The 16,453-nt window shown below is 29.0% G+C and carries 17 protein-coding genes; 7 read left to right on the top strand and 10 right to left on the bottom strand.

Annotation, left to right across the window (positions count from 1 at the left end):
- Window positions 1-15: 15 nt before the first annotated feature.
- Together arfB and MRZ80_RS04215 are read right to left on the bottom strand one after the other, a co-directional pair.
- The gene (arfB, locus tag MRZ80_RS04220; protein ID WP_320786666.1) at window positions 16-723 is read right to left on the bottom strand and encodes a 2-amino-5-formylamino-6-ribosylaminopyrimidin-4(3H)-one 5'-monophosphate deformylase; all 708 of its coding nucleotides are present in this window, start codon (window positions 721-723) and stop codon (window positions 16-18) included.
- 24 nt (window positions 724-747) lie between these two features.
- Complete coding sequence (locus MRZ80_RS04215) at window positions 748-1,227, bottom strand: RNA-binding protein (protein WP_292536465.1); 480 nt, start codon at window positions 1,225-1,227, stop codon at window positions 748-750.
- 243 nt (window positions 1,228-1,470) lie between these two features.
- On the opposite strand from MRZ80_RS04215, the gene MRZ80_RS04210 reads away from it, so the two are divergent.
- The 3 genes from MRZ80_RS04210 (at window position 1,471) to oadA (ending at window position 4,195) form a co-directional block, all read left to right on the top strand.
- Window positions 1,471-1,716 (top strand): LSm family protein, encoded by a 246-nt coding sequence (locus MRZ80_RS04210; protein ID WP_292536462.1) that lies wholly within the window; start codon window positions 1,471-1,473, stop codon window positions 1,714-1,716.
- Between the two features lie 243 nt (window positions 1,717-1,959).
- Window positions 1,960-2,145, top strand: coding sequence for a 50S ribosomal protein L37e (locus MRZ80_RS04205; RefSeq protein ID WP_292536459.1), 186 nt, complete (start codon window positions 1,960-1,962; stop codon window positions 2,143-2,145).
- Between the two features lie 343 nt (window positions 2,146-2,488).
- Entirely contained in the window at window positions 2,489-4,195 is a 1,707-nt protein-coding gene (gene oadA / locus MRZ80_RS04200) for a sodium-extruding oxaloacetate decarboxylase subunit alpha (RefSeq protein WP_292536457.1), read from the top strand.
- 75 nt (window positions 4,196-4,270) lie between these two features.
- Here oadA and MRZ80_RS04195 read toward each other — a convergent pair whose 3' ends face one another.
- The 3 genes from MRZ80_RS04195 to larC are packed head-to-tail and all read right to left on the bottom strand — an operon-like array spanning window position 4,271 to window position 6,794.
- Window positions 4,271-4,834 carry a DUF2284 domain-containing protein gene (locus tag MRZ80_RS04195; protein WP_292536455.1) on the bottom strand — a complete coding sequence of 188 codons (564 nt, stop codon included), beginning with the start codon at window positions 4,832-4,834 and terminating at the stop codon, window positions 4,271-4,273.
- Window positions 4,835-4,873: 39 nt separating this feature from the next.
- The gene (gene queC, locus MRZ80_RS04190; protein WP_292536452.1) at window positions 4,874-5,563 is read right to left on the bottom strand and encodes a 7-cyano-7-deazaguanine synthase QueC; all 690 of its coding nucleotides are present in this window, start codon (window positions 5,561-5,563) and stop codon (window positions 4,874-4,876) included.
- A 7-nt stretch (window positions 5,564-5,570) separates the two neighbouring features.
- Window positions 5,571-6,794 carry a nickel pincer cofactor biosynthesis protein LarC gene (gene larC, locus MRZ80_RS04185; protein WP_292536450.1) on the bottom strand — a complete coding sequence of 408 codons (1,224 nt, stop codon included), beginning with the start codon at window positions 6,792-6,794 and terminating at the stop codon, window positions 5,571-5,573.
- A 343-nt stretch (window positions 6,795-7,137) separates the two neighbouring features.
- Here larC and MRZ80_RS04180 point away from each other — a divergent pair, with 343 nt between their 5' ends.
- The 3 genes from MRZ80_RS04180 to MRZ80_RS04170 all read left to right on the top strand — a co-directional run bounded on the left by MRZ80_RS04180 (window position 7,138) and on the right by MRZ80_RS04170 (window position 9,564).
- Window positions 7,138-8,040, top strand: a complete 903-nt coding sequence (locus MRZ80_RS04180; RefSeq protein ID WP_292536447.1) for a hypothetical protein — start codon at window positions 7,138-7,140, stop codon at window positions 8,038-8,040.
- A 41-nt stretch (window positions 8,041-8,081) separates the two neighbouring features.
- The gene (gene cobS, locus MRZ80_RS04175; protein WP_292536444.1) at window positions 8,082-8,879 is read left to right on the top strand and encodes an adenosylcobinamide-GDP ribazoletransferase; all 798 of its coding nucleotides are present in this window, start codon (window positions 8,082-8,084) and stop codon (window positions 8,877-8,879) included.
- A gap of 157 nt (window positions 8,880-9,036) precedes the next feature.
- On the top strand, window positions 9,037-9,564 hold the full coding sequence (locus MRZ80_RS04170; protein WP_292536442.1) for a tRNA (cytidine(56)-2'-O)-methyltransferase: 528 nt from the start codon (window positions 9,037-9,039) through the stop codon (window positions 9,562-9,564).
- 171 nt (window positions 9,565-9,735) lie between these two features.
- Here MRZ80_RS04170 and MRZ80_RS04165 read toward each other — a convergent pair whose 3' ends face one another.
- The 4 genes from MRZ80_RS04165 to MRZ80_RS04150 form a co-directional block, all read right to left on the bottom strand.
- Window positions 9,736-10,839, bottom strand: a complete 1,104-nt coding sequence (locus MRZ80_RS04165) for an inositol-3-phosphate synthase (protein WP_292536440.1) — start codon at window positions 10,837-10,839, stop codon at window positions 9,736-9,738.
- A 167-nt stretch (window positions 10,840-11,006) separates the two neighbouring features.
- Entirely contained in the window at window positions 11,007-11,894 is an 888-nt protein-coding gene (locus MRZ80_RS04160) for an HD domain-containing protein (protein ID WP_292536437.1), read from the bottom strand.
- 102 nt (window positions 11,895-11,996) lie between these two features.
- Window positions 11,997-12,800, bottom strand: coding sequence for a type II secretion system F family protein (locus MRZ80_RS04155; RefSeq protein WP_292536435.1), 804 nt, complete (start codon window positions 12,798-12,800; stop codon window positions 11,997-11,999).
- An 11-nt stretch (window positions 12,801-12,811) separates the two neighbouring features.
- Window positions 12,812-14,149: an ATPase, T2SS/T4P/T4SS family gene (locus MRZ80_RS04150; protein WP_292536433.1), complete on the bottom strand. Its 1,338-nt coding sequence runs from the start codon at window positions 14,147-14,149 to the stop codon at window positions 12,812-12,814.
- A 91-nt stretch (window positions 14,150-14,240) separates the two neighbouring features.
- Between MRZ80_RS04150 and MRZ80_RS04145 the strand changes: the two genes are divergently transcribed.
- Window positions 14,241-15,188 (top strand): RsmD family RNA methyltransferase, encoded by a 948-nt coding sequence (locus tag MRZ80_RS04145; RefSeq protein ID WP_292536431.1) that lies wholly within the window; start codon window positions 14,241-14,243, stop codon window positions 15,186-15,188.
- Here the strand turns inward: MRZ80_RS04145 and MRZ80_RS04140 are convergent.
- Complete coding sequence (locus MRZ80_RS04140) at window positions 15,185-16,426, bottom strand: tripartite tricarboxylate transporter permease (protein ID WP_292536430.1); 1,242 nt, start codon at window positions 16,424-16,426, stop codon at window positions 15,185-15,187. The two genes, MRZ80_RS04145 and MRZ80_RS04140, sit on opposite strands and share 4 nt — an antisense overlap.
- Window positions 16,427-16,453 lie beyond the last annotated feature (27 nt).

Genomic DNA, 16,453 nt, shown 5'->3' with positions numbered 1-16,453 from the left:
TTCATCTCTTTTTTTTTAATCTTTTATTTTTAGTAATTGTTTAATTTGTGCAATTATTGCATCTTGTGCATCAGATAATAATTTATGTCCATATTCAACATCAACACTAAAGCCTTCTTTTTTTATAGTTTCAGCTTCTTGATTTATTATCTCATTATTTTCTCTTGCATCAGTAAGTCCTATCATTGCAACTTCAGGGTGAAGTGTATAGTTTTCATGTTCTTTTAATCTTTCAATATCTATTATTCCAAGTGCTGCACCCATTGATAATTCACCAGTTGTAGCATGAGGACCTTCATTTTCAATGATTGAATTGTTAAATATAACATTCATGCCAATATTTTCTGAGATCATATCAATAGAGTCCATGATAAGATTGTTTCCACCATGACCATTAACAATAATTACATATTCAAGATTAAGTGAATTTTTTATATGTTTTAGTTGTGGTATTATTTCATTATTTATTAAATCATCACAACTTAGATGAATTCCATGTTTAACATAATCATACTCTGTTGCACCATAAAATATACCAAGATATACAGCTCCAGTTTTTGTTGCAACATTTAATGCTACATTTGCTGCAATCTTTGAATCTGTATCAATAGGAAGTGCTGCTCCATGATTTTCAAGGTATGATCCAAGGGCAATAATGCCAATTTTATGAACATCATTTGATATTACATTTCCTGAATCATATTTTAATTTAAATTCATCCACTGAAATACTAAAACACTCCTCTGTTTAAATTTCAAGATTCCAGATTGCATCTCCTACAAAGTGAAGATTTTTAATAGCTTTACCTTTAGAATTTTCAACCATTTCAGGACCTGTAATAAGACTCATTCCAATTGCAAGTGGCTTGTTGTGTGTTTCATCAACAATAACTACAATTTCATCTTCAACTATGTCACTATCTGCATCTACAATTCCAGGTGACATGATATCTGCACCTTTTATTACAAAGTTTATTGCTCCCATATCAACAACTACTTTTTTTTCTATTGTTTCAATTTCATTCATAGCTTTTAGTGTTGGTATGATATGACCTTCTGCTTCCATAAGTAATGGTTTTCCATCGATAAGATAGATGTCTGGCATGTCTTCAACTTTAATATATTCAACTTGTGATTTTTTTGGTATTATGTAGTCATATACTCCAAGTTGACTTTTTATTTCTTTAATTTTCTTATTTTTTAGGAAATTTCTTTTTTTAGTTTTCAAAGCTTTTCATCCCATTATTTTTTTGTATCTGTGAATATAATTTATTTTTGTTATAATATATCTTTTATTTATAATAGTAAAAGTTTATTATATTATTTAAACATATATAATTACTAGCCTTGAATCTATTATTTAAGTCAATATATGAGTTGTATTTTTTCATATAAAATTTAATTAAATAGATACATTTAAATATAATTTAAAATATATAATAAATATATATTATTGATAAGGTGATTAATAGTGAACGACCAAAAAAATAATAACAATACATCTAGACCTCTAGATGCATTAGGCCAAGCTTTAAACTCACAAGTTCTTATCAACCTTAAAGGTGGAAAAGAATTCAGAGGAGTTTTACAAAGCTTTGATATGCATATGAATTTAGTAATTAATGACGCAGAAGAACTAAAAGATGGAGAATCCCTACGCCGCTTAGGTGTTGTTTTAGTTCGTGGAGACAACATAGTCTACATATCACCAGGATAATTAAATACAGGACATTAGTAGAATATTCTTATTATTAATCGTCCTTATTCAAGAACTAATCCTTATTTTTTTTTATTAGAATGAGGTTAAATTTGGAGATATAAACGATCGTATATCTAAAAATTAAATAAGAAACACTTTTTTCTTATTTTCTTACTTTTTTTTACTCACTTTTTTAGTATGTTTAAATAAAAAACTGAGTGTTTATTTTTTAACAATTAAGTCCCAAAGGAGGTAATATCAATGAAAGGAACACCATCATTTGGTAAACGTAATAAGAAAAACCACACCAGATGTAGAAGATGTGGTAGAAACGCTTACAACCCTACCAAAAAATACTGTGCTTCATGTGGATTTGGAAGATCCAAAAGATTAAGAAGCTACAGCTGGCAAAATAAAAAACCTGTAACAGGTAAAAGATTAAAATAGGAAAGTTTTTTACAATATATAAAAAACCTTTCTCTTATCTTTTTAAGATCATTAAAGGTCTTTAAAGGTCTTTAACTATTTATTTTATAAACCTACAATTTTTTTTATTTACTTTTTTTATTTTTAATTAATTTATTAAACATAATCAATTTTCTATAATTTTAAACAACATTATCTTGAAAATCTAAAATTATTAAATAAAAATAGAAAATTAGGTATATTAAAATAAACATATATAGTATATGAATTAAATAATGAAAGAATTATTTTTATAATTAAATACTTAACTAAAAACCATTAAGAAAAATAATTTTTATTAACTAAACTAAAAGTAGGTGTTGTAATGGCAAGAGTAAAAATAATAGAAACAGCCTTACGTGATGCTCATCAATCATTAATTGCTACAAGAATGAGAACAGAAGACATGGTTCCAATTTTAGAGGACATGGATAAAGTGGGCTACTTCTCACTTGAAGCATGGGGAGGAGCAACTTTTGATACATGTATCAGATTTTTAAATGAAGATCCATGGGAAAGGCTAAGAACATTCAAAGATAACCTATCAAAAACTCCAATTCAAATGTTACTAAGAGGACAAAACTTAGTAGGATATAAACACTACGCAGATGATATGGTAGAATCTTTTGTTGAAAAATCATATGAAAATGGAGTAGATGTTTTCAGAATATTTGATGCATTAAATGATGTACGTAACATGGAAACAGCTATAAAATCAGCAAAAGATCAGGGAGCTTATGTTCTAGGAACAATAAGTTATACAATAAGTCCTGTACATACAATAGAATCATACGTTGACTTTGCAGGAAAACTTGCAGAACTTGAATGTGACGCAATAACAATCAAAGATATGGCAGGATTAATAACACCAGGTATGGCACATGATCTTGTAAGTGCAATTAAAGATGAATATGACTTAGAAGTAAACTTACACAGTCACTGTACCAGTGGAATGACTCTTATGAGTTATGAAGCAGCAGTAGAAGCTGGTGTTGACATGCTCGATACAGCAATTTCACCATTTTCAGGTGGAACATCACAACCTCCAACAGAAAGTGTAGTAGCAGCACTTGCTGGTGGAAAATATGATACAGGTATAGATCTTGAAGATTTAAATCCAGTGAAAGTTTACTTTGAAGAATTAAATGAAAAATACAATGCACTATTTGATCCATTATCAGCAAAAGTAGATGCAGATGTACTTAGATACCAAGTACCTGGTGGAATGTTATCAAATCTTGTATCACAACTAAAACAACAAGATGCAATTGATAAATACGATGAAGTACTTAAAGAAATTCCAGAAGTAAGACGTGATCTTGGATATCCTCCACTTGTAACACCAACAAGTCAAATTGTAGGAGTACAATCTGTAATGAATGTATTATCTGGTGAAAGATACAGTAACATTACAAAAGAAGTAAAAGATTACCTTAAAGGTGAATATGGAAGACCACCTGCAGAAATAGATGAAGAACTCTATAAAAAAGCTAATGGTGATGAAGAACGTATCACCTGCAGACCAGCAGATTTAATAGAACCAGAACTTGAAAAAGCAGAAGCTGAAGCTCAAGAAAAAGGTCTTATTAAGAAACCTGAAGATGTACTTACATATGCAATGTATCCAACAGTTGCAGAAAAATTCCTTAAAGGAGAAGCTGTAGCTGAAGAAATTCCAGAACCTAAAGTTGAATATACAGCATCAAGTATTCCAACATCATACGATGTAGAAGTAGATGGTGAAACATTCAATGTAAAAGTTCTACCATCAGGATACATGGAAATGGAACCTGCATCACAGAAAATTAAAGAATCTGTTGAAGGTGGACTTACAGCATCAATGCAGGGTATGATTGTAAAACTTAAAGTAAATGTTGGAGACAATGTAGAAATAGGTGATACAGTAGCTGTTCTTGAAGCAATGAAAATGGAAAATGATGTAAAATCAGATAAAGCTGGAAAAGTAACAGATATTTTCATAGCAGAAGGAGATACAGTAGATAAAGATGAAGTATTAATGGTTATTAAATAAGACCATTAATTTCTTTACCTGACTTTTTTTTATATTTTTTTTTATTAACTTATTTTTATTTAACAACTAATTTTCTTAGTCAGTATATAGTATTGCTGATACATTATTCATATAACGTGGAAGTTTTCCCTTCTCAATTAATATAAGATCAATATCAAAGAGATCTTTAAGTATTTTTGATGATTCAATACCAAGAGATGCAAGAGAATATCTTAGTTTTTCAGGATGTGGACATATATCATATTTTTCACGACAATGTATACCACAATAATCACATGGACCTGTTATACTAACAGCACGGGTGTGGTTTGCCTCATCACTGCGTAATTGTTCTTTGATTTTATCTTTCTGTTTCATAAAGGTATTGTTTATAATACTATTAAGTTCATCTCTTGAATACGTTTTTTCATATACCTCTGGCTTAAAGTCAAGCTTTGAGACAATAATATCAACATATTCATACGATGTAATATATTTTTTAATATCAATATCTACAGGTGAACATGTAAAATTCTTCTCATAATTAAAACAGTTACGACAGTGTGATTGTACCTCATCATAGTTATTAAATTGTTCATAGAACTGGTCTGTTTTCATTGTTTTTTCATACATTGTTAATTTAAAGTCTATATCATCCATATTAAATCATCCCACAAAAAACATAGTATAATTATTTATTTAGTTTTCATATTCTATTTCATCTATAAGTCCAAGTTTTTCAAATCCTCTTTTTCGTCTCATACATGATTCACAAACTCCACAGTGAAGTTCTCCACCTTTATAGCAGGAGTATGCATCATTTATTGGAGCATCTATTTTGATACCTTTTGCTATGATATCATCCTTATTCATATCAATAAGTGGTGCTTTAATTTGGATATCATCAAATGATCCATATTCAATTGTTTTATTAAAGCTTTCAAGGTACTCTTTTGAATTATCAGGGAATGTTACAGCTTCCTCATAATCCCATCCTACAATGATAATTTCAGCACCCATTGCCTCTGCATATGCTAGTGCAATACTACAAAATACAGTATTTCGTGCCGGAACCCATACAGATTTAGCTGTTTGGTTAGATTTTTCAAGATCATCAAGATCATCAACACCTACATCTACTACATCTTCATCTGTTGTAAGTGATGAATTACTGATATTTTTAAGCCACATAAGATCTATTACTTCATGTGTCATGTTAAGTTTATCTGCCACCATCTTTGCATGTTTAATTTCCATATCTGCACTTTTTTGTCCATAATTAAATGTTATTGCATGAATATCATAGTCATCTGCATATATTGATGATGCAACGCAACAATCAAGTCCTCCTGATAGTACTGCTATTGCTTTAGGTTTAGAGTTTGTCATATTTTCACTATTCTCCTTTATTATTTTCCAGGTATTGTATTTTTACAATTTCCATCAAATCTTTAATTGGAATATCTGTTTTATCAGCTAATTTTTTAATATCATCATATTCTGGTGAACATTTAACTACCATGTCATCTGAATATCCTATCTTAAATCTTACATCTTCTTTAATTCCTTCAACTTCAACTTGTTGTATTACATTTTTACGTACAACAGCTGCACGATGCATTGTTGGAATCATACGTACACCAAGTGTTCCTGTATGTTTAATTAATACATCACAAAGGTGTGCTGCATTATGATTGCGACATATTACCTTAATTATGTATCCTGGCCTGTTTTTCTTCATAAATGTAGGTGTTATACTTACATCTGATGCACCCTCATTAAGTAGTACATCATATAAGCTTCCAAGTACTTCACCAGGTAGTGTGTCAACATTTGTTTCAAGTGTTGTAATTGTATCTTTTGGTGTTATACTTTCTGCATGAATAAGACGTAATGCATTAAGTATTTCTAGGTCTTTTCGTCCTGCACCATATCCAACCTTTTTATATCCAAGTTGTGGGTATGTTGTTATAAATTCATCAACAATATTAACTGCAATTGCAGCACCTGTTGGAGTGGTAAGTTCTGTTTTAGCAACTCCTCCCTGTGTTGGTACATCACCAAGTATATTTATTACAGCAGGTGCAGGAACAGGTAGTAGTCCATGTTGTGTATTTACTGTTCCATATCCTGTTGCAATAGGAAGAGAGTATACTTTTTCTTTATCAAGTCCTAGTAGGTGGTATGCATATGAGGCACCTATTACATCACATATTGCATCTGTATTTCCCACTTCATGGAAGTGAATTTCATCAATACTCATTCCATGTGCCTTACATTCTGCATCTGCTATTGTTTTAAAGATCTTCTTTGTAAGTGCTATTGTTTTTGCTATTGTTTCATCATCAGGATATTTTTCTTCAGTTATCATGTCAAGTTTTTCTATGATATCTTTGTAGTGTCGTGCCTTATTGTTATCTTCTGCTATAATTTCTGCATATGTTGACATTATACCATTTTTTGGCTGTTTTTTTATATCTATTTTTACATCACCAAAGTCTTCAGAGTATGTCTTCATAACATCTATAATTTTATCTTTATCTGCCCCAATGTCAATAAATGCTCCAATAAACATGTTTCCTGCAAGTCCTGATACTTGTGGGTCAATAATTAAAACCATTATAATTTACTCCTATATTGTTTTTTTCTAGTTATTTTTCTTTTCATTATGTATTGTATTTTCTTTTATAGTATATCATTAAATTTTATTTTTATTCATATTTTAATTTTTTTTAGTTTTAAGTTTCTAAATTTTAGATCTAAAACATATTTCATGATCTGTGAATTATTAAAATTTTATGAATAATATAGATTAATAATTTAAGTAAACTTGTTTTAGGTGGCTTTAATTGGCTGTAAGACTTATATTAATCTATAAATAAAATATTAGTATAATTAATTTTCATAAAGATTTTGAATTTAATTTTTCTTAAATAATATCTTCACGGGGAGGAAAATAGCTAATGATAGACATTGATATTGAAGGCATAAAAGTATCACAGGCAGATAATGGTCTTAAAATTGAAAGTTGTAGCGATCCATTTTATATATTTGGAAACATAACAGGCTATGATTTTAAGTCAAATCATAGTTTTTATAATCATTATCTTAATGACCCGATAAATAAACAAGTGAAAGTTGAAAGAAATGGTATTGCAGTAATTGCATCTGTTGAATATTTTAATGAGAAATTCTTTGTTAATATATCAGCAATTCTTGATACAAAGCTTGATAATATGGCACTGCTTTATGCATATAATGCAATACTTCAGACAATTTCAACAACACAATGGGATGAAAATGCAATTGCAACATCAAAGATAGATAATGAACTTGGAAACTTCTATAATATTGTATTTGTTGCATGTCGTGGTGAGCCTGAAAAGGTAATTCCATTTGACATATCACTTTTCTATGAACTTAAAGAGATAACACAGGAAGCTATAAGTTTATCATTAAAACAGATTGGATATCCAAAAGATATTACACATTTTCTCAATTTAAAGGGAATAACAGTTGATGATATGTGTAATGTTGCATCAGTAATAGATTCAAGCATAGATATTGATAAATTTAAAGATATACTACTTGATGCATTAGATGATAGTAATGTTATACAACTTATTGATGGAGCACTATGTATTGATGAGGATATTAGTCGAAGTCGTATCAGATCAATTGATAAAAAAGCAGGTGTAATGAATGAAACAATAGGATTGATACTTGCACGCTATATTGCAGGTGGAGATCTTAAATTTAGTTTCAATGAATATCAGAATATAGATCAACTATCAAATATTACATCTAAAACCTCTGATGTTATATTAGGATTAATTATAGGATGTCTTTCAAGGGATTTAATTTAAATTTAAATAAAACAAAGGGATGGTGAGATAAAAGATAAATTATGTCAAATAATTTAAAAGGACAATACCAGAAACATGCAAAGATAAAACCATCAATTGATGGATTTCTAGGACTGATAGGTTTTTCAACAAAAATTCCAATAAAAAGATTTACAACACTAGAGGACATGTCAGGAAATGTATTTCTATGGCCATATATTGGGGCATTAATAGGAGTAATTGGAGCAGTTGTTGCATATATTCTTGATGTAACACTTAAAATTCCAGCATTTATGAGTGCAACACTAGTATATTGTTTCCTAATATGGTTTACAGGATATAATCATATCGATGGTATTATGGATATGGGTGATGGATTAATGGTACATGGTGATTGTGAAAAAAGACTATCTGTAATGCGTGATTCAAGCGTTGGAACAGGTGGAATAACAACATTTTTCATAATTGCCGCAATAACAATTGCTGCATTAACATCAATACCAGCTGGTAAGATAGTTGCAGTTGTAATTATGATGGAAATTGCAGCAAAACTTGCAATGATTACAACAATGGAATTTGGATCAACAGATAAAAAAGGAATTGGACGTGAAATTAAAAAAGGAATGGACTATAAAGTTCTTACAGTAAACCTAATAATTGCATTAATAATAGGCTATGTTCTTCTTAAAGATATAGGTGTAATTGCAATATTTGCAACTGTAATTGGAGCACTTTATATGTCAAAAGTTGCACAGAAAAACTTTGGATGTGTAACAGGTGATATTCTTGGAGCATCAAATGAAATAGGACGTCTAGTATTTCTTGTTGTTGTTGTATTAAATCTAAGTTTAATGATTTAATATTTTCCAAGTTATTCTTCTCCTTCTTATTTTTTTTAGTCTACTTTTTATAATTAATAATAAATTACATAAAATACATAAATATTAACTAAGATAGAAAATAAACTTTTTTTTACTAAATTAATAGAAAAATATAATATTTTGAGGTATTATTTATATGATAACAGTTTTAAGATTAGATCACAGATTAGGAAGAGATACAAGAATTACAACACATGTTTGTTTAACTGCTCGTGCATTTGGTGCAGATAAGGTAATTCTTAGTGGAGAAAGAGATAAGCATATCATAGAATCTGCAGAAAGTGTTGTTGAAAACTGGGGAGGAGACTTTAAAGTTGAATATGATCCTGCTGCAATGAAAGTAATTAAGGAACATAAAAGAAATGGATATGAAATCATACACCTTACAATGTATGGAAAACATGTAGAGGATGTAATTCCAGAAATCAGAGATAATGGTCGAGATAAACTCATAATTGTTGGTGGATCAAGAGTACCAACAGAAGTATATGAACTTGCAGATTGGAACTTATCAGTTACAAACCAGCCACACTCTGAAGTTGCAGCACTTGCAATGTGTCTTCATTATATGATGGATGGTGAAGAATTAAATAAAACATATACTGATGGAAAAATGCAGATTGTTCCAAATAATGAACATAAAGAAGTAGTTAAAAAAGAATAAAATCAATAACTATTTCTAATCCTCATCCCCCATAAATTTTTTTTATAGAGCTATTTTTTATTTTTATGAATATAATATTTATCCTAGTAATTTAATTTTAAAAAAATGAGTTAAAAAAAAAAGAATATAAGGTGGAGAGTAAATAAAATTTAAAAGATAATTTTCACATTCTTATCTTTCAAGTTCTCCTTTAATGAAGGATTCAACTTTTTCACGTGCAATATCATCTGTATATTGTATTGGTGGATGTTTCATTGTATATGATGAAATTGATGTAAGTGCTCCTCCAATTTTACGTTCAAGTGCAACTTTACAACATCTAATTGCATCAATTACACATCCTGCACTGTTAGGACTGTCTTCTACACTTAATCTAAGTTCAATATTCATTGGCACATCACCAAATGTACGTCCTTCCATACGTAGGAAACAGAGCTTGTTATCTTTTTGCCATGGTACATAATCACTAGGACCTATGTGTATGTCATCATCATCAAGACGGTGTGCAAGTACTGATTGTACAGCTTCTGTTTTTGATTCTCTTTTTGATGCAAGACGATCATGATTTAACATGTTAAGGAAGTCTGTATTTCCACCAGTGTTAAGTTGGTATGTTTTATCAAGACGAACACCTCTATCTTTAAATAGACTTGCAAGTGTTCTGTGAGTTATTGTTGCACCAATTTGTGCTTTTATATCATCACCAATACATGGTATTGATTTTTCTCTAAATTTAGCTTCATATTCAGGGTCACTTACAATAAATATTGGAACACAGTTAATAAATGCAATTCCAGCATCAAGTGCACAGTCTGCATAGAATTTTCCTGCTTTATCAGAACCTACAGGAAGATAGTTAACGAGCATTTCTGCTCCACTTTCTTTAAGAACTTCAACAATCTCTTCTTTTGATTTTTCAGCTTCTTTTGAAATAATAAATGTTGAATCATCCTTATAATTTTCCATATGAGGAGCTACACCATCAAGAACTTTTCCCATGGTAACTTCTACTCCCATTTCATCTATATCAGGGCAGAATACTGTTGTACAGTTAGGTTTTGCAAAGATAGCTTCACTTACATCTTTACCTACTTTTCTTTCATCGATATCAATAGCTGCTACAACTTCTATGTCTGATGGCTTGTATCCTTCGATACTCCAATGCATTAGTCCATCTACGTCATCTTCTGTTTTATTAGCATAATAGTATATTCCTTGAATTAGTGAACTAGCACAGTTTCCTAGTCCAACAATTGCGATTTTGATTTTCTCCAATCTCTACACCTTTAAAAGTTTGATTTTATAAAAAAATTTTATCTCTTAGTTTTTATAATAATTGTAAGTGTATAAATTTTCTTATTATAAAAGTTTAATATATATTACTTTGATTTTATTTCATAATAAATTTAATTATAAAAAAAAGTAAATTAAGGGGGTTTATATTATATATTTTCAACAGCCTTAGTAAGCTTTGCACTCATATCATCAGCATAATGAAGTGCTATAGCTTCAGGAATTTGAGGACTTACAGTAGAACCCCATCCAAGTGATGCATCACCATGATGTGAAAGTATCATATGAACAAGTTTAACTTTAAGATCATCATCAATATTAAGATCTTTAATTTTATTGTCTACCATATTTGCACCAATATAGAGGTGATCATGCATACGTCCTTCATAGTTAATATCAATAATTTCATCGTTAAAGGTGTATGTTTTTGTCTTTCCTATATCATGAAGAATTGCACCAACAATAAGTAAGTCACGATCTATCTTTGAGTAAATACTTGCTATTGCATCTGCAAGTTTTATAACTTCATTTGTATGAACAAGTAATCCTCCACGATAGTTATGATGATGCATTTTTGCAGCTGGTGCATTTATAAATTGTTCTTTAAATTCTTCATCATCAAAGAATTGACTAAGAACTAAAGATAAGTCAGGATCTTCTATTGAATCTATTGTTTTATTGAAAAATTCAATGTTTTCTTCATAGTTTTCAGCCTTTTTTATGAAGTTTTCCATGTCATATTTCTTTGATGGCATTATTGAATTTATTATTATATTATATCTTTTTGAATTTTCAGGGAATTCACGTACTTCTCCATTTATATTGTATACATTGTTAATTTTAATTTTATTAAATTCTTTATGTGTATGGTTTGAAAACATTCTTCCCTTTATTTCACCTGTTTTATCTTGCATTGTAAGTTGAAGGTATGGCTTGTTTTGTTTTGTTCTTCTGATTTCTTTTTCTTTTATTAGAAATTGACTTATTATATTTTTATTTTCTGAGAAATTTTTAATATAATCTTCCTGTTTTTTCAATGTTTTTCAATCCCATTCTCTTTTTTTTTATTGTTTTTTTAAAAATCTTTTAATATATAATATTAGTTAGTTTTAAATTATATTTTTTTATGAATTTTTCTATTATATTGTAGGTTCCATACTTTTAATAAATATGACCATTAACACTACAATTAGTGGAAAAAATACTAGATATAGTAGTATAAATAGTTCTGGTGGTATTATAGGTCCCATTATCATTGATGCTGCTATTATCATGATAAATGTTATTGTAGGTATTAGTACTGATATAAACATGTATATTAACATTACAGAGTTTAGTTTCTGTGAGTATTGTTTATATTTTATCTTCATATTTTCTGAATTTTCATTTGCCATTGTATTTAGTATATCTGCTAGATTTCCACCATTTTTTAGTGTTCTTGTTATTTGATTTATTATTTTTGTAAATATTTCAATGTCTACTCTTTTTGATAGTTCATCTAATGCTTGGATGTAGTTTGTTCCATATTGTATCTGTTTTAGTGTTATTTTAAATTCATCAGATAGTATACCATAGTTTCCATCAGCTATCATTGCCATTGCATCAAAAAGTCCTATTCCTGCTTTAAGTTGTGTTGCAAGTTGTCGTAGCATGAAGGGAAGTTGTTTTAGTATCATAGATTTTCTCTTATTTTTCCTTGCATCAGGGAGCTTATATTTAATAAATAATACACTAACTTCAATAATAATTAAGGGAAGTATAATATATGGTATGATAACTGCTAAGATAATATTTACAAACAATAACACTACTATCAGGTAATGGTTTTTATAGATCTTATCATTATTTTCATCATCAATATCATCACCCATATTGTTTCTATATAATTTAATATCACCTGTAAGTATGATATGTCCTATTTTAATTAGAATTTCTTTAATCATAACCTTTAATTTTAGCTAAAGTAGTAATTGTTAATGTATCTTTGCAGGTGTTCTATATCTGAGGTGCCTGGGTATTTATCAATATATGATTGGATGTATTGTTTTCTTTTTTCAATTTCCTCATTTATTTTGTGATTTGTAATATTTTTAAGCTTTGCAATTTCATTTAATGTAATTGAATTTATTGCAACATACCTTAGCATATCACATGAGGGATCATATGTAAAGATCTTATTTAACTGAATATGTTCATCTTCCATTCCAACAACTTCTGCAACCTCACTTATACGTCGTATTGTTCCAAGCTTTGGATTATAAAGCCTGTTTTGCATTATTATATAATTTATTGATTTTATCATAATCGGTGGTACATTCATTGGTGGATTAATAAGTCGTGTTATTGTTTCATGTGCAGAGTTTGCATGTACTGTTCCCATACCAGAATGTCCAGTATTAAGTGCTCCAAAGAGTGTTATTGCCTCATTTGTCCGTACCTCACCTACAATTATCCGGTCAGGTCTTTGTCTTAGGGAGTTTTTAAGAAGTAAGTCCATTGTTATTTCTCCCTTATTTTCTATATTTGGTGGTCTTGTCTCATTTCGTATAATATGATTGTGTGGTATTTGCATCTCTAGTGTATCTTCTATTGTTATTATACGTTCATATGGTGGTATGAATGTTGTAAGTGTGTTGAGTGTTGTTGTTTTACCAGATCCTGTTCCTCCTGCAATTATTATATTTGATGATTTAACTCCCATTCCCTCTATTGCAAGCCACATAAATGCTGCAAAGTGGATATTTATTGTATTTGATTTTATTAGATCTACTATTGTGTATGGATTTTTTCTAAATTTTCGTATTGTTAGTGTTGGTCCATCTACACTTATTGGTGGTATTGTTGCATTGATACGACTTCCATCATCAAGACGTGCATCAACAATTGGTGTTTGTATGTCTATTTTTCTTTGTACATTGTTTGCTATTTTTTCAATTATTTCACGTGTCTCATTTGATGTTAGTTTAATGTTTGTTTGCATCATGCCGTGTTGTCTGTGATAGACATATACAGGCTTCATATCTCCTATTATCATTACCTCTTCAAGTTCATCATCTTTTAGTAGTTCATCTAGTTTTCCATAATTGTTTATGTCTTTTAGTAGTTTTGATATTATTTGTGTGTTGTTTGTATGTTTTTTTATCTCAATTTCTACCTTTTTTATATCTTGTTGTATGTCTTGGTTGTTTAGGTTTTGTTGTATGATTTTTTCTTTTATTTTTTCATATTCTTTTTGTTGTTCTTCATCAAGTTTTATGTCTTTTTTTATTTTATATTCTGGAATATGTTTCATAATATTTTTTGATTTAATAATATTTTATTACAACTTTATTATAAAAGTATTACTTTTATGTTATATACTATAAAACTAGAAATATAATAATATGAAATGTAATTGTGATAATACCAGCTGTATAAAAACAAAACAGCAAATTCTAGAAAATATCAATGAACGATACATGCCATGTAGTAGTTGTCATAGCAAGACACTAAAAAAGGCAATACCACTAAAGCGTCAAATAAAACTTGAAAAAATAGATACAAATTATATGAGATGTCCTGTGTGTAATAAACGCCACATAGACATTGTAATGGCACACATACTTAAAATAATGATAGAAAGTGGGGAAATATCAAATTCAGCATCAATACGAAAAGTTGGAATGCCACTAATAACACCTGCAATATATCTTCAAAGCTCACCATATTTACCTAAACGATCTGTTGTAATAATAATGGATGAAATTAATGGTGAAGTTGCACAAAAAATTTATAATGAAGTATGTGAAGTTAAGGCAATAATATGTGGTGATGTAAATACAACCATAGGACAAAAAACTAAGGATTCACAAATTAACAACTATGAGTTAAAAGTAGGATGTCCAATACGCTGTGACATACAAAATACACCACTAGATGATCCTGTAGTTGTATATAAAAATCAGAGTAAAATACACATAGAATATCCAAAAGAAATATCACAAAAAATAGTAGATGTAGATAATGCACTGAAAAAATATGATAATCCCACAGTTTTAGATGCAATGGCAGGACCTGGAAGTCTTGGAATTTATGCTCTTATGTGTGGTGCAAAAAAGGTTGTATTTAATGATATATATCCTGAAGCAATAAAGACAACAAAACTTAATCTTGAAGTTAATGGATTTAATGATCCAAAATGTTATGAACTTTTATGTTGTGATATTGAAGATATAGCAAATCATACTGATATAGAATTTGATGTTGCCTTTATTGATGCATTTCCAGGAATTGATTGTGATAAATTTAGGGATGTTTTATCAAAAATTGCAAAAGATGTTATAATTATCTAAAACAATCCAAGATATATGACAATAGAAGGTATAATTAAAACACCCATAAGTAAAGTTTTATTTAAATCAACTACATTTACTATAATTCCAAGAGCTACTGATGTAGTATAACAAATAAGAACATACCATATACATTCAGAGGTATAAATACAGTAAATTATAACAATTAATGTAATTGCAACAATAAGTATTGTATTTAATTTTCTATAATTAATATTTGAAATCTTAGAAATAAGAAAATCACCAACCTTAATAGAGATGATACAACTAACAGATACACAGATAAGACAAACAAATATGAAAAATATGATATAATTAAATGTAACATCACCAATTATTGTTGCAACATATACACTAATAGCACTACGAGGATTTCCAATAAGAAAAATTGCAATTATAGAAAAAAGTGTATCTGAAATATTAACACCACTATTTGTAATAAGAAAATCACGCGAAGATACCTTTGAATTAAATGTTAATGCCTGGGCAATAACACTACCCTGAGCAGGACCAAGACCAGGAAGAAGACCAAGAATACAACCTGAAATACTACCTGCAAATGCAGATCTTATAAAATCAAAATTAACATTAATACTATGAATTTCATCTTGCGGAGGAATTTGTGAATTACTATTAAAATAATAAATCAAACTACTAACACTAAAAAGTCCAGATAACATACAAAGAAGACTTAAATTACTATTAACATTACCACCAAGCATTACAACACCAAGAATTCCTGATGTAAGAAATATAAGTGTTGATGTTAACTTTTTTATCTTATTTTCACCACTATTATATAATATAATAATCATTACAACAATTAATAAATAGCCAATATAGTCATGAAGCATACCATAAATTGGTGGCAGCATCATAAAAAGCAATGGCATTAAAATTATCAAAATAATTATTGATAAATATCCACCAAAGCTAACACAGCGTATTACCTCACATGCTTTTGACTTAAAAATCAATCTATGTGCAGGTTGAATCGACATTACTGTATCATCCTGTGGTATTGCCACAAGAAGTGATGGTATAAATTCAAACATAGCATGTGTTATTGCAATTGCTATAAAAAAAGTTGTAAGTGTTGCTATATTTACATGGGCTAGAATTTTATCTGATATTGAAAATATTATTATACCAACTGTATTTACATGAAGTGCTGGTATTATTCCTGTTATTATTCCACAAATTATTCCAATTATTATTGCACATATTATATCTAACATAACAAAATTAATAATAATTTTATAAAA

Origin of the sequence: Methanosphaera sp. (assembly GCF_022768985.1) — an archaeon.
Taxonomy (GTDB): Archaea; Methanobacteriota; Methanobacteria; order Methanobacteriales; family Methanobacteriaceae; genus Methanosphaera.
This window is presented reverse-complemented; position numbering and strand designations above follow the sequence as displayed.